Below are 19,365 nucleotides of genomic sequence, written 5' to 3'. Positions count from 1 at the left end.
TAGGCCAGCATCACATCCATAGGATCACGTGTCCGTTATTCAAAATAAATTAATTATATTCAAAAATAGTTAAATCAATGACCGTAAAACGGGGGCTAGGTCGGCAACCCCCCGCCATAAGACATTATGAACTTCTCGGCTTATAGTCCATCCTTAGTAAAATGTCCTGGTCGTAATTTCCGAACTTGCGGCCGAACAAATTGATACCTCCCTGATTCGCGGCATCGGGCTTAACGCCGATTCTCACATTGAAAGAGTGGCCACCTTCAGTCCCCAATTCGATTACTTTCAAATTCGATACTCTTATGCCGTCGATGAAGGAGCCTTCTTCGGTTACTTTCCATTTCTTCAGCATCCCGAACTGCGAGTCCTGCGTCTCCCACCATGCAGGAGTCAGGTGCCCCCGCTCGCCGCCGAAATCCCCCGGACTCAACCATGTCCCGATCTCCATCCCGTTGATCCATACCGTAATATCCGACGGCCAGTCTTGATTGTGCAGCGGGGCCTCGGAGCATAGTTCCATAGACAACTCGATTCCAGACAGCTCACAGTCGTACGGAAGCCGGTTCGGAAACATGTACTCGACAAAACCCTGCTTGAACCAGAGCAGTTGGGCATTTACCTTGTCCGGTTCATAAAAACTGCGCGGATCGTCGAAGAAGCCAATAATGCCGGTTTCCGCGGCTAACCCGCAGGTTGGGCGAATTTCGCAATCGACATAGTGGCCGACCGGCATACTAATATGGCAAAAGTTCGTATCTCCCGCCTCCGGAATGAATCCCATCCGGTCCCTGGATCCTATCCTGCTTGTAATAAAATAAAGCCACTTTAATACTTGCCTTTACCATCGCATCAAACATCATTACCAGTTAATGGTTGGATGCTAACGGCTTTAATTTATCCGCTCCCTCAGTTGGACGTGTTAAACCGATAACTTCACGCCCCATATTCGACAGCTTTACTGCAACCGAACCCCCAATATAGCCCTTTGCGTCCTGTAACACGCCTAGAATAGATTATAAATTTACTACTCAATTTCGTATTTATTTTAAGTTCAATAGATCATACTTCTCATTCCCTGCTACGCACGGAACATATTTTACGGAACAAGTTTGAAAATATGGCAAAACACCATTATTAGGATTTATTTTTGCTAACATGAGTAAGGGTTTCTTGGTCAACAATCTCTCTAATGGATTGGATGATGGGGTCGAATAGAGCGTGTTTCTTCCCATAGTCAATATTGAAAAGATAATCAAAATCAGAAGGATTAGCTCCTTGATTATGTTGAATTATGGTTTCTATTTTATCGAGTGCCTTTACCAGCTTGGCTTCTTTGGTCTCCGCTTTATTATATTCCCACCATAATTCAATGAACTTCTGTTGAGTTATTTCTGAAAGTGGTGCTATTAGTCTGAGTATGGCTTCTTCTTCCTTTTTTAACTTTTTTGCAGAATCCACTGCGATTTTAGCCGACGTATCTCCTTCATAGGCTTCACCAAGGTCATGTATCAGAGATAAGCGTAGGACTCTATTAAAATCTATATCATGAAAATATTCTTCTAGAACCATGCTGAACATGGTGAGTCGCCAAGAATGTTCTGCTATACTTTCTCGTCTCCCTTCACTTGTCCATGCTGTTCTTGTATTATTTTTTAACCGCTCTAATTCCTTAATAAAGGTAATAGTATTACTGTATTCCATGAAACCTACCCCCATCACAAGTAAAAAAATTTACATTCGGTTATTCAAGAATTCCGTCTCATAAGTTTAGACCTTCCTTACTCATTCATAAATGTTTCCATTTGCCCGCTCTCGCAGTCGCTGTAAATCCTTTATATAAAGGGAACCATTTTTTCGGTATATAGTCCCTTCTGAACTTAGTCTGTGAACAACTCTATTTAAGTGACGATAGCTTGTACCTAAAAGAGCTGCTACTTCTGTTAGGTACGAAGTCCTCATTTCTTTGTAAAACATGGTACTATCTCCTTCTGAAGACAGAGACAATAGATAGCTTGCCAAGCGAACATCGACTGGCAAGAGCATGTTTAAACTTGTGGATTAAGATTCTGTATATAGTTTTTGTGTAACAATCTTTAATAAAAACTGTAAGAAATCAATCTGGTTTGTTTCCATAGTTCTCAAATCGCTATAACGAACCGTTATTACTTCACCTTCACTAACCGCCTCAACAGTATTTAATACATCCATTCCATTTACATATTCCACATCTCCAATAATAGCCAGTGGAGTTTTGAAACGTACAATTAGTGTCTTACCTTCTAGTGAAGTTGTATAAATTTTAACCTTACCTTTTACAAGGAAATACATAAAATGTATATCGTCACCTTTTTTATACTTTCAATGATAACAACACCTTTGATCATTGAAGTTATCTAGCGTAAAGTTTATGGAAAATATGATTCCTTGTCTTTCTTCTCATTCCATTCTAACTTCTTCATTTAATTAAAATACAGAAGAAGGGTATAAAAAAAGGACATATGTCCCTTTTTTAAAACTTGACTATTGAAAATTATTACATGAAATTACAGGGGCGATTACCCCTTGATCGTTACAGAAAGTACATATGTCATTATGACTAATCGTACAACAGACCTAGGGATTCAACCAGCTGTCTGAACTTCTCCGATTGTAAAAAATAATAGATTCGCTTACCTTCCCTACATTCTTGAATATACCCTTCATCTTTTAATTCTTTGAGATGATAGGACAATTTGGACGGTGATATATCGTCTAGCTGAAGTTGAATGTCCGCTGGACATACCGCCAAGGGAACGGATGAGCAGACAGGCGCTTGATAATCTTCTTGCCTCCCTTTTCTAAGCATCACTAGAATTTTCAACCGTATGGGATCACTAAGTGCCTTTGCCGCTTTGGCTACCTCGAATTCGAAATTTTGTCTCATGAAAACAATATATCAAATAATTGTTGACACTTCAATTTTTTTTGAAATATAATCAAGTCAATTCAAAATAATTTGAAACGAGAGGTGTAGTCACATGTCATCAGGAAATAACTTATCTGCAGGTTCACGTACTTCATCCGTAAGCACAACAACGCCACAATCGAAATTTTTAGGCTGGAGTTTAGCTATCCTAGCATTTGCCCAACTTATTTACTCGATTGACATTAATATTGTGTTTGTCGCGCTTCCGGAGCTAGGCAAAGATCTAGGCTTCTCGGAACAATCGCTTCAGTGGGTCGTCAGTGCATACACGATTTTTTGCGGCGGCTTTTTGCTGCTTGGCGGACGTGCAGCTGATTTGTTCGGACAAAGAAGGGTGTTTATCTCAGCCTTAATCCTCTTTGCTATAGCTTCATTATTAGGAGGACTTGCTTGGAGTCCAATCATCATGATTATTGCCCGTGCAATACAAGGAATTGGGGGAGCGATGCTATTTCCAGCCACTTTATCACTATTAAACCGTTTATTTGAGGAAGGTCCTCGGCGTAACCGTGCACTTGGAATTTGGGGCGGTGCCGGCGCTAGTGGACTAACAATAGGTTCACTTTTAGGAGGCATCCTTACAAATGCCTTTGGCTGGGAATCCGTCTTCTATGTTAATGTGCTTTTCGCTGGTGTTGCTGCGTTTGCTGCGCTGCTCATCATTCCCCGGGATGAAACCTGTCGCCGAATTCAGAGCTTTGATTTACCTGGCGCCTTAACCTTTACTGGTGCAGCCACCCTTCTCGTTTATGTCCTTGTTCAGGGTCCTGGATCAGGGTGGGGCTCTGTCAGCGTCATTATTTGCATGGTACTTTCCTTCCTATTATTCATTACATTTGCGCAGATTCAAATCCGTTCCAAAGCACCACTTATGCCACCATTTATTTTGCGCAACCGCAGCCTAGTAGCCGGCATGACCATCACTTTCATTTTTATGGGCACATTCGGTGCGATTCCTTATTTTTTGACAATTCTTTTTCAGAATGTACATCAGTACAGCGCTTTGCAAACAGGTCTAGCTTTTATCGTTCCATCGCTCGCAATCGCATCCGGTACACAACTTGGGGAACGGCTCGCGACCCGATTGGGGATGCGCAGCACCCTATTGACTGGCATGATCATAGGCATTATTGGAACTGCGCTTATACCGCTTGGAGCTTATGTGGATAGCAGCTATCTTCTCATTCTGCCTGGACTTGTCATCTCTGGTGTAGGCCAAGGAATCGTCTGGACCGGAATGTGGATTGCCGCCTCCACTGGCGTCGAACAAGCGGAGCAAGGTGTTGCTTCCGGCATGGCTTCGACCACGCTAAATATCGGAAATGCAATTGGCCTCGCCTTCTTGATTGCCATTGCCAACTCCCAACTTCATGGACAAACAGGCCTATCGTTGCAGGCGGCCGTCGCAACAGGAGCACGGACTGCCTTTTATATTGCTGCAGCAGGTCTTGTGTTGGGAATTATCATTACCTTCTTCCTTCCACGGAAGAAATAATTACGCAAAACTGCCTATTCTCATTGATTCGTGAGCTCTGTTAAGTCAGCCATTCTAAGTTGTTTCTGTTAAGAATATCCGCTGGATCCACAACAGTACGAACTTCTGAGAAGCACAAATTTCTGGACAATAATAGGCAGAGAAAAGAACATGTCTTTTCCCTGCCTATTACTTAATTGATTAAATGTGCCACAGTTGCAAGATCAATAATGTCAACTTTATCATCATTGTTGAGATCGCCAATAGTCCGTTTTAATTGCGTTGCTGGCCCCTAAGCTTGCAAGCATAATCCGAACTTTGCCTGGTGCTATCCCATTTTTACTTACTACTGACAAACCTGATTTGAGAGATACGGCATCAACAAACTCCATTTGGTGATTGATGGACTTTCCGTTTATAATATCGTCTTGGCAGTACATGTGGCAAATTAATAGCACAAGTCCAAACCAATATCTTAGCCAATTCATAAACTGTTACTATCTTGTGATTAGGAGGGGGATAGGGATGGGATTAATATTTAATCGAAATGTTAGAGTTACTTTTTTCTCGGGTTTTAACTTTACTGGAAGAAGTCTAACATTTAGACGAGGCGTGGCAGTTTCAAATCTGGGATTATTCGGTTTTGACAATATCATCTCCAGTTTCCGGCTAAGAAATGTTATAATTCCTAGTCAAGTTACTTTAGTGTTGTTTTCAGGGCGCAACTTTACAGGGAATTTTCGAATTTTCCGTGGCAGCCAGAACATTCCAGACTTACGAGCTTTCAACTTTAACAATGTAACCTCGTCGTTTATTTTGGTTGGATTCCGGTTAACAACTTCTCAGATTCGTTCCATTCAACGTACAGGCAGAATGCCAAGCGGCATTTCCGAATTATAGGCTAAAGGGACGCTGAAAAGCGCCCTTTTTACTTAAATGAATGCCTTTGAAATCGTCAAGCCTTATTGTGTTTTTTCTAAGTGAAATCATCGTCTTCACCAAAAAAAACGTTGGTGCTTGATTCCCCGGAAACTAATTCTTGTGATACGACTTGACTTAATTCTTCAAGTCATTCTAATTACCATATCACGCTCTTCAACTGTAACATGATAACGCTCCTTGCAACGAAAACTCCATTCATCAGCTCTTTGATCTGAATATCAGGCAGCTCCCCTTTATAAGGAACAAGTACTGTTAAAAAGTTCTTCGACCCGCTGTAACGTCCATGAAATTTTACTCTTGTAGAAGGCCTTGCGACATCATTTCTATCCGACAGTCTTCCCGGCAAAATATCCACCCGGTCCTGTTCACTTGTAAAAATAGCCAGATTCGCGATATCGCTTGCTGCAATTATACCGCCTGCAGCTTCTTGCACATCTGTAAAATCAAGGTGAAAATAGCGCTGCACGCTATGCTTCTCCATACCCTCTACCCGATCGGCAATCACAACGAACCTGTCATTGACGAGAGAGATATGGCGATGATGGACAATCGGCTCATAATTCAAATGGTACGCGCTTGCAAGCTGGTAGAAGCCTCTATCTTCCACATGATAGATCTCTCCCTTTTTTTGCTAATATCGGAGGCGCACTGGGAGCGGTCACTTTGCACCAGACAATCATTTTTCGAATGAACGGTTCAATAATTTCTACAACAAAAAAAGCAACGAGTGATCTCGTTACTTTTATAGCTAAATACACGCGGGGACGCATTATAAATATGCATATGGAATTGTAAAGTGGCATCGCGCTCGGATACTGGGTATCATCTTGTCATGAAAAAAGCTATCTCTGTACACCGTCTTTATTTAGAGGGAACTGATGATCATATCATTATCCCTAACGGCAACCTGATATCGCTCGTCATAACCGAATTCGAAAACTCCATCCGCGGCTTCCTTGATCTGAACAACAGGCTGCGTCTCTCCTTTATACGGAACAAGTATGCTCAAAAAGATTTTCGTGCCGCTATAGAGCCCCTGAAACTTAACTCTGGTAGAAGACCTTGCCACATCAGTAGTATCCGATAGTCTTCCGGGTAAAAAATCCAGCTGCCCCTGCTCGCTTGTATAAATAGCCAGATTGGCGATATCGCTTGTTGCTGCTATACCGCCAGCAGTTTCTTGCACGTCCGTAAAATCAAGATGAAAATAACGCTGCACATGATGCTGCTCGAGCCCCTCTACCCGATCGGCAATCACAACGAAATTGTCGTTGACGAGAGATATATGACGATGATGGACAATCGGCTCATAATTCATATGGCAAGCGCTTGCCAGTTGGTAGAAACCTCTATTCTCGACATTGTAGATCTCTCCCTTTTTTTGCGGACCATACTCCCAGGAGCCCCTATATTCAAAGTGATCGCGGTCATCAATGAGGAGTGTGGAATGAAAGTTTGAACTTTTAAACTGCTTACGGTCCTCATCCTCCCTGTAGCAAAAATAACCGGGATCACAAACCATATTTTTGCCCAGCGCTGTAAAATCAAAACTCATAAGATCAATATGAGCATGAAGATTTTGAATCGGGCTGCGGCAAGTAAACAAAAAGCTAAGTGACTCGGAATCCCAGCCGCTGCGAATAATCGCCTGATGCAGCGTGCGATTCCAAAATGTGGTTTGCTTATCGCATGTAAATCGCTTCCCCTTCAAGGCGCGCAAATCTTCTGCGAATTGCCGCACATCCAGCGCGCGCCATATATGCCTACTTGCACCTTGTATCATTTTGCTCGTATTCATCATGTTCGTAACAAGACCGAGCCAGGTCATGTCCCCAAGAGCAAAATAACCGTATACGCCAGCATTAATCGCACCATCATTAGCACCTGAATCACCAACGGGCACACATTTTCCTGTCGGCCTTAGCGAATAAATCGAGTAATCCAAATTTTTCTTATAACGCTCTATAAACTGCTCGGAGAACTGGAAGCCAAAGCGCTTGGCAAGTACAATTGCAAGACCAAACCAGAACATACAGCCATTATGATAGGATGGACAGCCCTCGATCTGTCCGCCATCCTCCGTCAGCTGGGCCAAGCTGCTCTTCTCGAAGGCATCTATCGCAAAGGCTTTCCATTCCTCCGATTCCTTCAGCTCGGGGAAATAAAGCGCTGTGGTCAAAATACCCAAGCTTTCCATCAAATAATGGTTATGATCCGCTTTGGGCCATAGCTGCGGCGATACTTTGCGTAATATTTTGATTTGCTTATAGACGGCAGTTACATACCGCTCCAGCACTTCCTCCGTAAACAGCTCCGAAGGTCCCAGATGCTCCAATACAAGCGGCCAAGTCCTGTAGCTGCGAATGCCCAGCTCCAGTGCACGAAGCGGATGACAATCCTCATAATGGCTGAGTGGAAGATCGATCATTTCTTCTGTAATTTCTACCGTCTCGATCCAATCCAGCATCTCTTCAATCACTTTGCGGCCATATTTCTCATTCTTCGTTAAGGAGTAGGCTTCCAATAAATCCTTCCAATAGTCCATGCGATTAAGCTGCCATAGATATTCATTGTCATTATGTCTGCGCTCCAGCCAGCGAGGCGGATTTCCTACAAATTCTCTTATGCCGCCGGTGCCGGGAAGCATGATCATTCCTTGATAAGCAAGCTCCGCCTTGGCTATCGTCTCCTGCACAAGCTCAGGCATATGACTTGCGATATAGGCACTCTTTACGTCCATCCTTTCTAATCGGGAACGTAAATTGCCTAATAGCACCGTTGTCGAAATCGGCTCCTTCAGCCATTTTTGTATGCTCACTGGTTTATCTCCCTCCTTAATCTTACCAATAAGCTTATTCGTCCGCTAATCTTCTCCATCTAATTAGTCACTCAAGCCACACTCCTCATTGTTTTATATAATGCTTTTAATTTATCATGAAAAATGTAAGAAACGAATGTCTGAATCATCGCATTACTTGTAAATATGTGTGATTTAACTGCATATCATTTTCCACGACCGAAGGAGGACTTCTATGAAATCCAAAGTGCTTACCGTTTATTTAGGCTCGCTCCTCCCTTTAGCTTAATGAAAATGGAGAAGCTGCCGCTCCAGCAAACTGCTCCATATACTTATCTAACTCTTCAATATCCTCAGTTGCCCAATTTTTAACATGTATTTTACACGCTAACTTGCCAGTTAGTTCAACAAAGACAGCCGATCGTTGTGGCCTACTGCAGTTTTGCAAAGCTTCTACAACCCCGAATATTTAATATAACATTTTGAAGCTGATCTGCTCGTTGGCGTAATGCGTCTTTGTAGTTTATTGAGCTATCGTTCCCATACCCTTGACTTGCATAAAACATATTATCTTCCCCTTTTTGAATTCCTTGAAGACTGTTTATGTTTCATGGTAATACCATTTTGAAATTATGTTTTTTTTGATTTTAAACCTAACCACATTAAGAATGAGGGTAAGAAAGAAACGGGTACATACATATACGAGATTTTTATTGAAGATGCTTCGAGTAACATAAGCATACTTGGGCCCATACTTGCTAAATAGGCATTTATTACAAACCAATTAGAGACCCTAACACCAGCAATTAATTGCATCAAAAAGAAGATGAAAACCCGTTAGTTGAGAAAAGGCTGCCATGCGGCAGCCTTAATGGAATTGAATTATCGTACCCATTAACATGATAGAACATTTACTATAAGATAAGATGTTCATCCTTCAATTTTTTCAATACAATTTCATGTGTTGGGAAAGCCAAAATCGGCACTTCACTAAAAGAGAAAAATTCTACTTCCTCAATATCATCTCCCGCAACGAGCTTACCATCAATCTCTTTTACTAGAAACCAAATAATTGCATTTTGTTGTTCGAGGTTATGTAAGCGACGAAATTGTTCGTGTATACTGCCATAATCTGAAAGAACTGTGTAAACTGCTGTAATATTAATATTTAAACCCGTTTCCTCTACAAATTCTCGTCGAGCCGCTTCATATACATCCTCATCCCACTCAACGTGGCCACCTGGAAAGCACCACTGCCCCTTAAAGTTCCCTCGCCGTCGTTTGCCTAGCAAAACCTTCCCGTCCCTAATTAAGATTCCCATAACGCCTACCGTTGGATTTTGATAAAAGATAAACCCGCATGAAGTACAAACCGGCTTAGATAGCTCCCTGTTTTCGTTCAGAATCAACCTTCCACCACACTTGGGACAGAATTTATACCTCATCATTGATACAACCCCAATCCATATTGGATAGCCATCTATATTTTGATTTTATCTTGTGGGACCGGAAAAACAAAAATTGGCCCTTTCACATACATGTGAACAGTGGCCAATTTTTTTGCTTGAAATCTGGAAAAGGAAATCACCGCTCAAAATCAAATTTGAACAAATAAAAGGATTGAATTCTATTGTGCGGTCAATATAATCGGGCCATCCGCAGTAATGGCGATCGTATGCTCGTACTGTGCGGAAAGCGAGCCGTCAGCGGTTCTGGCGGTCCATCCATCGGCATCAATCGTCATTAACGCTTTTCCGGCATTTAGCATCGGCTCGATCGTAAAAACCATTCCTTCATTCAAGCGGAACCCTTTGCCCGGATTCCCGACGTGGGGATAATTAGGTTCCTCGTGCATCTCTCTTCCTACGCCATGACCGAGCAGATCGAGCACCACCGAGAATCCGTTTCTCTCGGCATGGGATTGAACCGCGTGCATTACATCTCCGATCCGGTTTCCGATGACAGCTTTTTCAATGCCAAGATATAAGCATTCCTTCGTTACCCGCATCAGATTACGGGCTTCTTCCGACACCTCGCCGACCGCATAACACCAGGCTGAATCACCGATCCAGCCGTCCGCTTCCGCGACGATGTCGATTGTGACGATGTCGCCTTCCTTGAGCGGCTTCCGGTTCGGAAACCCATGCGCAATGACGTCGTTGACAGACGCACATGTCGCAAACGGATAGCCGTTGTAGCCGATCGTATAAGCCTTGGCGTCATTCTCCTTCAGGAACCGCACTGCGAACGACTCGATATCGAGCGTCGTGACACCCGGCCGGATCATGCCTGCGATTGCCTGATGAAAAGCAGCGACAATTCGGCCGGCTCTTCTCATTTCTTCAATATCTGCTCTCGATTTCAGAATGACCATTCCATTTATCTCTCCTTTGACTGTATGCCTGAAAAAATCATATCAACGATGCCTTCCAAATCTATCTCGTCCCGCATATTGTGGTGGATGTTCAATGCTGAGCAGCCAACAAGCGAGCCAAATATCAGATTAGCTGTTTTCTCCGGTGATTTGGAACCGATTCCTACACGAATCATTTCCACAAACGGCAAATATATCCGTTCCTGAAAATCGGCAAACAGCTTGATGAACCGGTTTCCCGGGAATTGATGAAAATTATCCGCAACCGTTTTAAGCAATATAAATACGGAAGGATCCTGGATGCACTTCCGCAGGAGCAGCCTGGAGAACGACTCAGCTTTAAGCAAACTGCCGCCGTCCCCATTCAAAGCGGGCAGTACTGCCGACTCCGTTCGATTCAGGGCATCCCACAGTAAATCTTCCAAAAGCATGTGCTTATTTTTGTAGTAATGATACACGGTTCCGTAGCCTAGCTCCGCCTTGACCGCAACATCGCGTATTTCCAATTGAATACCCTTCTCCAAATATACTTCCGCAGCAGCTTGCATAATTTGGTTCATCCGCATCTCCCGGATCGCGTCATTCTGTTCTTTGGTACGTGGTGACATGGCTCCTCCTTTTTTAGACCTGCAGTAATGTCAATTTAAAATTAATATACACCATTTGGAAGTAAGGATCAAGTACTTCGATTCACCTGATTTTTTCGGATAAAGCCTTATCCAGCAAAGGAAAAGAGTCGGGAAAAAACGCGAGACAATTTATGTCTCACGTTTCCCGTTTAAGCAGAGGTACAGAAAATTCATCCCAATACCTATTCACTCTAAATGATAAAAGGATACTTATTAAAATAGTCTTAATATTTTTCCGTAAGTTCATGTCGTTAATTTAGCATATGCAACAAAGAAAACCATCACTTCTCCAATGATTATGTAATTGGGTAGAAGGAAAAACAAATCCACTGTAAAAAAGACTCCTAGTAGCCCTAACAAGAACGATAAGTGTGTTATCCCTAATCTTTGATGTATATGTCGATATCTATGGAAAACCAACGTCGTTGCAAAAAAGTAGAGCAATACAGATCCAAAAATAAAAAATAACATAAATGAATAATTTAATTGTTTCAAAAATATCAATTGAATCGAAGCCGCAATCATACACATGGATAAATAAATGAATAAATGACCATAAATTATAGTTTGCCCAGCTGTCTCTATTGTTTTGTTGACTTTCTTCTCGACGTTGTCAAAATATTGCCACCACATTGCAATAATTAATATAAAAGTTAATGACGCAAATAAAATAGATTGCCACATCCAGTAGCTAGACTGCAATACGGCTAGTATACTAATTACTGATTCGCCAAGAAGAATAAGTGTAAACAGTGAGAAGCGTTCTAATAGATGGTGAGTATTTATAGGGCTTTTCACCAAGTATTGCCGGCCGATTAATGGGAGCAATATGTCTACAGCGATTCCCGCATACAAAACTGCATAACGAATCCACGAGTCAAAGAACAGTGATAAAGAAGATATCACCAAACCGATCCAAAAGCGACTCCCCAAATAACGGGCAGTGATCTTTCTATTTGCTTCTTCTTTCTTATGTACCGAAAGATATTGAATGGCCGTCATAGCTCTTAAACCAACATAGCCTATTAAGAATGGAACATAGTATTGATCAAAATCAACCGATAGGCTGGCCGTCATTATTAATACAAAAAATAATTGTAAAATCAGAAATATTCGGTGAGATAAGATATCTTGTCCAAACCGATTTACAAAAAGCGATTGCCCTACCCAAGCCCACCAGATCGGAACAAATATTAGGACGAATTTCGTTAAGTACTCTACTGGAATTGAGCCATTTTCGACATGTAACAAGACATGACTCGCTTTTGAAACTGCCGCTACAAAAAGTAGATCATAAAATAGTTCCAGCCAGGTAACCTTCTTATCAGATGATGCTTCATTTTTTTGAAATCCCGATGTGTGTTTATTCATTTTGTGCTCCTTTACTTTTGATGTGTTGGAACCCCCGTCACAATTTATTTGAGTACTAACCCATTTTAGCTGATGAGATCGATTACGGATAGGGAAATATGATTATTCTAATGATTAGAATGTCACATGCATAAAATATCTGCTGGAGTGAAAGTATTTGAAGCGAGGATGGCAGCAATTTTGATTCAAATATTTTGCATTAATCTGCCCTTAGTTTAATAAACAAAACGAGGAGCTGCCTTGCGGCAAGCTCCCACACTATCGTGTCCCATTAATTCAATAACTTTAAAAATAATGAAGTTTTAAGCCACTTTCAGCAAGTGGGAATAAGACTCTAATCGCAGAAATCTATCAGCGGTATTACGGCTCATTGGATTCACAGCACCACAGTTGTTTTTATATTAATAGACAATCAAGCTCTTGATTACACTGAGAGAACCGTAAGCCGCCATTGCATCCGGCACTTCCTCTGGTGTAAACCGTTGGGTGACAAGGCTTGATACATTCACCCGCTTCTGTGCGATCAACGAAATAGCCTGCGAATGTGTGTGCGGGTTTATGAATGATCCCAGCACCGATAACTCCTTGGCAAACATTTCGTACGGGTACAGCGGAATTGAGATTCCCGGCGCAGCTACGCCAAACAACAGCACTTGCCCGCCTTTGGCTGATGAGTGCACCGCCTGTTCCATCGACTCCTGCCGACCAACACATTCGGCAACAATATCAAAACCGTCACAAACACCTAAAGAGACCCATGCTTTTGAAGAGGCTACTTCCCTCGGAGACATCGCCGCCGATGCGCCAAACTCAATTGCCCGCTCCCTTTTGGCTGCGTCTGGCTCAGAGACAACTATCGGCGAAACACCGTACAGCTTTAACACCTGAATCATCAGCAGGCCGATGAAACCGCCACCGACAACCAAGGCGGATGCCCCCGACCTCAGCTTTAGCCGCTCAACGCCATGCAGCACGCAGCCTAGCGGTTCAACCAGAGCGGCCTCCTCAAAGGACATACCGTTTGGAATGAGATGGCAATTTGCCGCTGGAACCGCACATTGCTCAGCCATACCACCGTTCCGTGTAACTCCTACGGCCTGTAGCCTGTCACAAAGCTGTATCCTTCCTTCACGGCAAAATCGGCATTCCCCGCAATAAATATTCGGGTCGATCGAAACTCGATCTCCAACCTGTAAAGAGGTCACTCCTTCGCCAATCTCTATCACAATGCCTGAGAGCTCGTGTCCTAGTATGATTGGATATGACACCGAAGTCGAACCGGTTCCGCCGTGAAAGATATGCAAGTCGGTACCACAAATCCCCGTTGCTTTCACTTCAATCACGACCTCTCCGATTTTTGGGGAGGGCGCTGTCCTTTGTTCTACTGAGAGCTCTTCTTTTTCCCGCAATACAATCGCTTTCATATCATTCCCCTCTCCAATTCAAATAATAAGAATAATCAAGCAAGTCTAAATGCCTGCACGATGAAAGTACTGCTTATCGAAAAAAGCTGCCGGAGACATGGTTGCTCCTACTCACTTTTCTTAATGATGCCTCAAGCAAGGTGTAACTCAGGATGATTACGGTAAAAATCCGCCCACCTTTCGAGGTGATTAGTGGTAATTAAAGCGCTCGGGTACTTAGAGGCAATAAGCTCCATATCCTCTACGGTTTCAATCGGCCAAGGTCCGGAAATGATGCCGTGCTCTGCCATCATCTCTGCGTACATAGGTGTCATAAAGCGCATATTTATACCGAGAAAATTGCAGCGGATTTCTTTCATATAAGGAAACACATAAGGCATGCTGCAGCTTGAAATCATACCAAGCTCGATATCAGGATCCAACTGCCGCATCCGAGCTATGGAGAAGTGGTCGAATCCGATAATCCTAGACTGATCCAGCGTATTCGTGCGGCGTACAATATCCAGTACCTTTTCTTCCAATCCCGGGTACATGTCGCCAGCCTGCTTGATCTCGATAAGCACGGAAATATTGCCTTTAAGCAGCTTCATCGCTTCTTCCAGGGTTGGGATCTCTTCCTTACCCTCAACACGAAGCTGTTTTAATTCACTTAGTGTCAGCTCACGGATAAGACCTTTTCCATTCGTTATCCGATCGACGGCATAATCATGCATCAATACGGGGATACCGTCTTTGGATAGATGGACGTCCAGCTCCAAATGTGTAAACGACAAATCAATGGCTGCCTGGAACGAAGATAATGTGTTCTCCGGAAATTTGACAGGATAACCTCTATGTGCGATACCTCGTATTTTCATTCTGTTTTCCTCCATTTAGATGATATAGTCGGGAATTTTTCAGTGCTATCCGGCGCTATCTCGACAGCATATCCGCCGCCAAGTGTATCGGGTTCAGGTACTCACAGCTTTTAATGAAAAATATTTTTCAATAACAAGCTTATGCACCGGATGCCCTTCGGGGATACCCGTTATTTGGGCTGCTGCGAAGTGAATCCCTCTAGATTTGATGAACTCTTGGAGTTCAACAGCCTCTTCGTCTTCCTGATAATCGAAGAGAAGGGCCGCAGCCATAGCCAGCGTCAAATATCGGGGTTCTATACCAAGCTCAAATCCTTGCATAGCAGGACGTACCAGACGATCATTGGGAGAAAGCTTCCGTATCGGAGAACGCGCTACACGAACGACCTCATCACTTAAGTAAGGATTACGAAAACGGTCTATAATCTTACGAATATATTGGGAATGCTCACTCGGATCAAAGGCGTGCTTTCGGATAAGAATCGATCCCGATTCCTCCAGAATATGCTGCACCTGCTGGGAGATAGAAGGGTTCTCCATCGATTCCAGAATCGTCTCATGGCCGCTAAGATAGCCGAGATAAGCGATACAGCAATGTCCGGTATTTACTGTAAACAATTTTCTTTGTAAATAGGGCTCCAGACGATTTACATAACGAACCCCTGCTATCTCTCGGGCTCCTGGAAGCATCCCGGATCGATCAACCAGCCACTCATAAAAGGGTTCCACAATAACCATCAAGGGATCATCATGATGCTGAAAAGGTACAATCCGATCGACCGCCGCATTAGGAAAGGACACCCACTGATCCGCTCTACTGCGTATTTCTGCATTTAAATGCTTATAAACAAAATCTTTCAGCTGGGAGCTTCCGTCTATCGTATTTTCACAAGCTATAATTTGTAGAGGGTTAGACGACTCAGACAGCCTCTTCTCAATACCCTTTGCAATTCCTAAGGACACCTTATCCAATAGAGCCAGCCCTACAGCCGTCGTTACTAGCTCCGAGCTTGCAATAGCTTCCGCCACCTGATCAAGATTCTGACCATTAATAGCGGAAATTCCCTTTACAAGCGTTGTATCATGGATGCTGTTGGCCAATGTAACGGTATAGGCGCCATTTTGCTGAAGCAGCGATACCAACGGCTCGTTAACATCTACAAAACATACTTCATATCCGGCTCGGGATAACAGCAGTCCGATAAAGCCTCTTCCTATGTTTCCCGCTCCGATATGAACGGCCTTCATGGTTCCATCATCCTTCTTGAGAAAATATCAATCCTTATACCCACGTTGAAAATCCTTCCTGTTTTCCTTTTTTTTGTCTTGCCACCAAGCCTCTTACTGATTTACATACATCACTTTGAGTGTAAACTTGCTTCGATCCCGCATCATTTTCAAAGCATCACCTATCCCTTCCACGTTTACACGATGTGTAATGAGAGATTCAAGCCGAAGCTTTCCCGAGGCCATAAAACTCAGCACTTGCTGCCACTCGTTAAAAGGTAAACCCGCATAATAAGAGTTCCAGGTGCCAATGAGCGTAAGATTTTTACGAAGAATCTTCCAATAGCCTTTCTGAGTTATTGACATATCGCCAGCGGGATTGCCCAAAAGTACCACTTTGCCGAATGGACGTGTCGTATGCATCGTATTCTCGAAGGATATCGAGCTGCCCGCACCTTCAATTGTCAAATCTGCACCCCGTCCGTCCGTATATTTGTTCACCCATGCTACTACATCGGACGTGGCGGCATTACAAGTGTTCGTGATACCCAAGCCACGTGCGAACGCCAGCTTGTCTTCATCGATATCGACTAGCAAAATATGCCCTGCTCCCCAAATTTGAGCCCACATAGCGACCATGATGCCGATAGGGCCTGCACCATAGATTAGCACTGTATCACTGATACTGACACCAGCTTGCCGAAGTGCATGCAAAGCCACAGCTGCCGGTTCAATCATCGCCGCTTCTTCAAAGGACACACCTTCGGGCATGAACAGCAGGTTCCACAAAGGTACTGCGATATATTCGGCAAAAGCACCGTCGCATCTCGATCCCATATAATTGTAATTTTCGCATAAAGCAAATTCGCCTATCTCACAAAAGCTGCAGCTGCGGCAGGGTATCAACGGAAACACTGCCGCCCCGCGACCGATAAGCGATTCGTCGCCACCTTCGCCAACTTCTACGATTTCACCGGAAAACTCATGACCCGGTATAGTCGGAAATGAGTAGGTTCCTTTCGAAAAAACCCGGGGAATATCCGAGCCGCAAATGCCGCATGCCCTCACCTTTAAAAGAACCTCTCCTTTACCGGCTTTCGGCTTTGTTCTCGTTTCCAGTCTAATATCTCCAATAGCATGCAAAGGCCAAGCTTTCATTATCATCGTTCCTTTCAGACGAACTGTTTCAACTCCCCATTTGTTTACGGATCCTCATCGCTGGTAGTGGATCATTGCATGTCAGCAGGGTAACCCCACATCCTAGCGCATAGTAAACCTGCTTGTCATGATCTGTACAGTAACACCCGACCAGAAGGCCCATATCCTTAAATCGTTGAGCTAATGCAGGTGTCAATAATTTCATACTTATACCCACCGACCACATTTTCGAATATGTACCTTCTTTGCCCGGAACAAAGTTGGACATACTTTCTTCAGGAAACCCTTGTGTTTTTAAACTATAGGTATCGTGAATATAAGTAATGATCTTTGCATCAAAGCATGTAAATATGCAGCGTGAAAGATGGCCGTACTTCGCCAGCATAGCGATGGCTTGATCTGCAATTTCTTTGGCGTGAATGCTTGGTTTAATTTCTACATTTAAAATAAGATCAGGATACGGCGTAATCAACTGGATCATTTCTTCAAGGGTCGGTATTTTAAGTCCCTCAAAAGGTTTACCGAACCAGCCTCCCGCATCCAATTGTTTAAGCTCAGCTAGCGTATAGTCACTTACATTGCCAATGCCATTGGTTGTACGCTCCAACGTTTCATCATGGATGATCACGATGACCTTATCTTTGGAAAACCGCAGGTCAAACTCAAGCACATCCACCCCCATTTCTAAAGATTTTTGGAAGGCAAGAAGCGTGTTCTCCGGAAATGCAGCCTTATATCCTCTATGTCCTACCACCATAATGGAAGAGGTTGTTTCAAGAAGCTTCAACATATGCGGCATGCCCCTTTCTTGGCTCATTAAGCCGTTTCAGTTTATTTCTTCATTAATTTTTCGGCTGACGCTTTAAATGTATTCAAAGTGGTCTGAATATCTTTATTGTCATACATGATCGCTTGCATGGCAGAGCGGAACTCTTGTACGGCCGGCGTCCATGCCAAATGCTTGTTCGTGTCAATCCCAAATTGAAGCTGGTCATAGGCTACCTTGCGATTTGGTTCTTTTGCAAACAGCTCTTTAATTTCCTTGGACTCCACCATTTTCTTCGTGAAAGGCAGATACCCCGTATCGATAACAAACTGCTGTCCACCTTGAGGATCGGTCATCAACCAGTTCATAAATTCCCATGCCGCATCTTTATTTTTTGAAGAGGCAAACATGGTAACATTCGCTCCGCCTGTCGGATTTGCGTACACATCATTTTTAGGCAGAAAAGAAGTCACATAATCAAATTTCACATTTTTTTGCAGCGATCCAATACTTCCGGTTGATTCGAACAAAATGCCGATTCTCCCCTCAGTAAACATCTGTTTAACGATATTTCCGGAATCCTGGGTAGGTGGATAGAACAAAGCTCCAGTTTTCTGAAGGTCCTTCAAGTAATTAAATATTTTCAATCCGACTCCATTGTCCACAAACCCGACTGAAGTTCCCTCTTCATTAAAGAATCTTCCTTTGGACTGGGTCATCATCGCAATGAGATACCAATCATCGAACGGCATAGAAAGACCCTGGCGTTTAAAACCGTTATTATCTTTGATAACGAGCGCATTGGTAACAGACTTCAGCTCCTCCCAGGTAGTAGGCACCTTAAGCCCCATTTCATCCAGCATCGTTTTGTTAACATGCATGATTGGAGTAGAACGGTTCAAAGGCAGGGTAAGTAGTTTTTTATTCCAGATGGAGTGGCCCATCAAGCCTTGTACAAAGTCTTCCGTACTTAAATTGGATTTCTTCATATACGGGGTCAAATCTTCTAAAACATCGGCATCCGCAAACAATTGGATGAAGGAACGCTCCAGCATGCTTACATCCGGTGCCGAGCCCGCAGCAACAGCCTGTTGAAGCTTGGTAACCACTTCTTCATAGGAGCCCTGAAAGGTTCCAACAACCTCAATGTTAGGATGACTGTCGTTAAACCGCTTGATCAACGCTTCCGTAAATTCGCCGTTTGCCCCTCCCATGGAATGCCAATACTGGATAGTCGTTTTTCCGGTCTTGGCTGCTGACGGTGCTGTAGTGGTTCCTCCCGTATCCGTTCCTTGCGGTGATGTGCAGCCCGTCAGTACACCGAGCAAAAGCGTAAATGCCGTAATCATTGCGCCATTTCTTTTCATGTTCTTCTTCC

At 43.4% G+C, this 19,365-nt stretch carries 18 protein-coding genes and 1 pseudogene; 2 read left to right on the top strand and 17 right to left on the bottom strand.

Going from position 1 to position 19,365, the window contains the following annotated elements:
• Positions 1-124: 124 nt before the first annotated feature.
• From BP97_RS37000 to BP97_RS38995, 5 genes and pseudogenes are all read right to left on the bottom strand, one after another.
• Positions 125-784: a hypothetical protein gene (locus BP97_RS37000; protein WP_051620823.1), complete on the bottom strand. Its 660-nt coding sequence runs from the start codon at positions 782-784 to the stop codon at positions 125-127.
• A gap of 353 nt (positions 785-1,137) precedes the next feature.
• Positions 1,138-1,704, bottom strand: coding sequence for an HD domain-containing protein (locus BP97_RS0120425; RefSeq protein WP_036746239.1), 567 nt, complete (start codon positions 1,702-1,704; stop codon positions 1,138-1,140).
• Between the two features lie 81 nt (positions 1,705-1,785).
• Complete coding sequence (locus BP97_RS41750) at positions 1,786-2,046, bottom strand: helix-turn-helix domain-containing protein (RefSeq protein ID WP_081824286.1); 261 nt, start codon at positions 2,044-2,046, stop codon at positions 1,786-1,788.
• Positions 2,047-2,061: 15 nt separating this feature from the next.
• Positions 2,062-2,346 (bottom strand): annotated as a pseudogene (locus tag BP97_RS39000) (Crp/Fnr family transcriptional regulator); the annotation flags it as partial.
• A 253-nt stretch (positions 2,347-2,599) separates the two neighbouring features.
• Positions 2,600-2,926 (bottom strand): ArsR/SmtB family transcription factor, encoded by a 327-nt coding sequence (locus BP97_RS38995; protein ID WP_028550766.1) that lies wholly within the window; start codon positions 2,924-2,926, stop codon positions 2,600-2,602.
• A 94-nt stretch (positions 2,927-3,020) separates the two neighbouring features.
• Between BP97_RS38995 and BP97_RS36985 the strand changes: the two genes are divergently transcribed.
• Positions 3,021-4,463, top strand: a complete 1,443-nt coding sequence (locus BP97_RS36985) for an MFS transporter (protein ID WP_036746238.1) — start codon at positions 3,021-3,023, stop codon at positions 4,461-4,463.
• Positions 4,464-4,967: 504 nt separating this feature from the next.
• Positions 4,968-5,342, top strand: coding sequence for a hypothetical protein (locus BP97_RS0120405; RefSeq protein ID WP_331281316.1), 375 nt, complete (start codon positions 4,968-4,970; stop codon positions 5,340-5,342).
• Between the two features lie 178 nt (positions 5,343-5,520).
• Here BP97_RS0120405 and BP97_RS0120400 read toward each other — a convergent pair whose 3' ends face one another.
• The 12 genes from BP97_RS0120400 to BP97_RS0120345 form a co-directional block, all read right to left on the bottom strand.
• Positions 5,521-5,991, bottom strand: coding sequence for a heparinase II/III domain-containing protein (locus BP97_RS0120400; RefSeq protein WP_028550764.1), 471 nt, complete (start codon positions 5,989-5,991; stop codon positions 5,521-5,523).
• A 258-nt stretch (positions 5,992-6,249) separates the two neighbouring features.
• Positions 6,250-8,202, bottom strand: a complete 1,953-nt coding sequence (locus BP97_RS0120395; protein WP_028550763.1) for an alginate lyase family protein — start codon at positions 8,200-8,202, stop codon at positions 6,250-6,252.
• 893 nt (positions 8,203-9,095) lie between these two features.
• Entirely contained in the window at positions 9,096-9,626 is a 531-nt protein-coding gene (locus tag BP97_RS0120390) for an NUDIX hydrolase (RefSeq protein WP_028550762.1), read from the bottom strand.
• 182 nt (positions 9,627-9,808) lie between these two features.
• On the bottom strand, positions 9,809-10,555 hold the full coding sequence (gene map / locus BP97_RS0120385) for a type I methionyl aminopeptidase (protein WP_028550761.1): 747 nt from the start codon (positions 10,553-10,555) through the stop codon (positions 9,809-9,811).
• Positions 10,556-10,560: 5 nt separating this feature from the next.
• Entirely contained in the window at positions 10,561-11,163 is a 603-nt protein-coding gene (locus BP97_RS0120380) for a TetR/AcrR family transcriptional regulator (RefSeq protein ID WP_028550760.1), read from the bottom strand.
• A 264-nt stretch (positions 11,164-11,427) separates the two neighbouring features.
• Positions 11,428-12,555 (bottom strand): low temperature requirement protein A, encoded by a 1,128-nt coding sequence (locus BP97_RS0120375; protein WP_051620816.1) that lies wholly within the window; start codon positions 12,553-12,555, stop codon positions 11,428-11,430.
• A 401-nt stretch (positions 12,556-12,956) separates the two neighbouring features.
• A complete protein-coding gene (locus BP97_RS0120370) occupies positions 12,957-13,979 on the bottom strand; it encodes a zinc-dependent alcohol dehydrogenase family protein (RefSeq protein ID WP_028550758.1) in 1,023 nt (340 codons plus the stop codon).
• Between the two features lie 131 nt (positions 13,980-14,110).
• Positions 14,111-14,836 (bottom strand): glycerophosphodiester phosphodiesterase, encoded by a 726-nt coding sequence (locus BP97_RS0120365; protein WP_028550757.1) that lies wholly within the window; start codon positions 14,834-14,836, stop codon positions 14,111-14,113.
• A 93-nt stretch (positions 14,837-14,929) separates the two neighbouring features.
• A complete protein-coding gene (locus BP97_RS0120360) occupies positions 14,930-16,084 on the bottom strand; it encodes a mannitol-1-phosphate 5-dehydrogenase (RefSeq protein WP_028550756.1) in 1,155 nt (384 codons plus the stop codon).
• Positions 16,085-16,177: 93 nt separating this feature from the next.
• Positions 16,178-17,221 (bottom strand): galactitol-1-phosphate 5-dehydrogenase, encoded by a 1,044-nt coding sequence (locus tag BP97_RS0120355; RefSeq protein WP_028550755.1) that lies wholly within the window; start codon positions 17,219-17,221, stop codon positions 16,178-16,180.
• A 28-nt stretch (positions 17,222-17,249) separates the two neighbouring features.
• Positions 17,250-18,011 (bottom strand): glycerophosphodiester phosphodiesterase family protein, encoded by a 762-nt coding sequence (locus tag BP97_RS0120350; protein WP_028550754.1) that lies wholly within the window; start codon positions 18,009-18,011, stop codon positions 17,250-17,252.
• Between the two features lie 41 nt (positions 18,012-18,052).
• The gene (locus tag BP97_RS0120345) at positions 18,053-19,354 is read right to left on the bottom strand and encodes an ABC transporter substrate-binding protein (protein WP_028550753.1); all 1,302 of its coding nucleotides are present in this window, start codon (positions 19,352-19,354) and stop codon (positions 18,053-18,055) included.
• Positions 19,355-19,365: the final 11 nt, after the last annotated feature.

The organism is Paenibacillus sp. UNC451MF (genome assembly GCF_000686845.1).
In the GTDB taxonomy this organism is placed as follows: Bacteria; Bacillota; Bacilli; order Paenibacillales; family NBRC-103111; genus Paenibacillus_S.
The sequence above is the reverse complement of the archived record's forward strand: the minus strand, read 5'-3'. Positions and strand labels throughout refer to the sequence as shown.

Excerpts from the sequence above, each read along its gene's own strand:
- BP97_RS37000 (WP_051620823.1), bottom strand. The coding sequence starts at position 784 with ATGGGATTCATTCCGGAGGCGGGAGATACGAACTTTTGCCATATTAGT.
- BP97_RS0120425 (WP_036746239.1), bottom strand. The coding sequence starts at position 1,704 with ATGGAATACAGTAATACTATTACCTTTATTAAGGAATTAGAGCGGTTA.
- BP97_RS41750 (WP_081824286.1), bottom strand. The coding sequence starts at position 2,046 with ATGCTCTTGCCAGTCGATGTTCGCTTGGCAAGCTATCTATTGTCTCTG.
- BP97_RS38995 (WP_028550766.1), bottom strand. The coding sequence starts at position 2,926 with ATGAGACAAAATTTCGAATTCGAGGTAGCCAAAGCGGCAAAGGCACTT.
- BP97_RS36985 (WP_036746238.1), top strand. The coding sequence starts at position 3,021 with ATGTCATCAGGAAATAACTTATCTGCAGGTTCACGTACTTCATCCGTA.
- BP97_RS0120405 (WP_331281316.1), top strand. The coding sequence starts at position 4,968 with ATGGGATTAATATTTAATCGAAATGTTAGAGTTACTTTTTTCTCGGGT.
- BP97_RS0120390 (WP_028550762.1), bottom strand. The coding sequence starts at position 9,626 with ATGAGGTATAAATTCTGTCCCAAGTGTGGTGGAAGGTTGATTCTGAAC.
- map (WP_028550761.1), bottom strand. The coding sequence starts at position 10,555 with ATGGTCATTCTGAAATCGAGAGCAGATATTGAAGAAATGAGAAGAGCC.
- BP97_RS0120380 (WP_028550760.1), bottom strand. The coding sequence starts at position 11,163 with ATGTCACCACGTACCAAAGAACAGAATGACGCGATCCGGGAGATGCGG.
- BP97_RS0120375 (WP_051620816.1), bottom strand. The coding sequence starts at position 12,555 with ATGAATAAACACACATCGGGATTTCAAAAAAATGAAGCATCATCTGAT.
- BP97_RS0120370 (WP_028550758.1), bottom strand. The coding sequence starts at position 13,979 with ATGAAAGCGATTGTATTGCGGGAAAAAGAAGAGCTCTCAGTAGAACAA.
- BP97_RS0120365 (WP_028550757.1), bottom strand. The coding sequence starts at position 14,836 with ATGAAAATACGAGGTATCGCACATAGAGGTTATCCTGTCAAATTTCCG.
- BP97_RS0120360 (WP_028550756.1), bottom strand. The coding sequence starts at position 16,084 with ATGAAGGCCGTTCATATCGGAGCGGGAAACATAGGAAGAGGCTTTATC.
- BP97_RS0120355 (WP_028550755.1), bottom strand. The coding sequence starts at position 17,221 with ATGAAAGCTTGGCCTTTGCATGCTATTGGAGATATTAGACTGGAAACG.
- BP97_RS0120350 (WP_028550754.1), bottom strand. The coding sequence starts at position 18,011 with ATGTTGAAGCTTCTTGAAACAACCTCTTCCATTATGGTGGTAGGACAT.
- BP97_RS0120345 (WP_028550753.1), bottom strand. The coding sequence starts at position 19,354 with ATGAAAAGAAATGGCGCAATGATTACGGCATTTACGCTTTTGCTCGGT.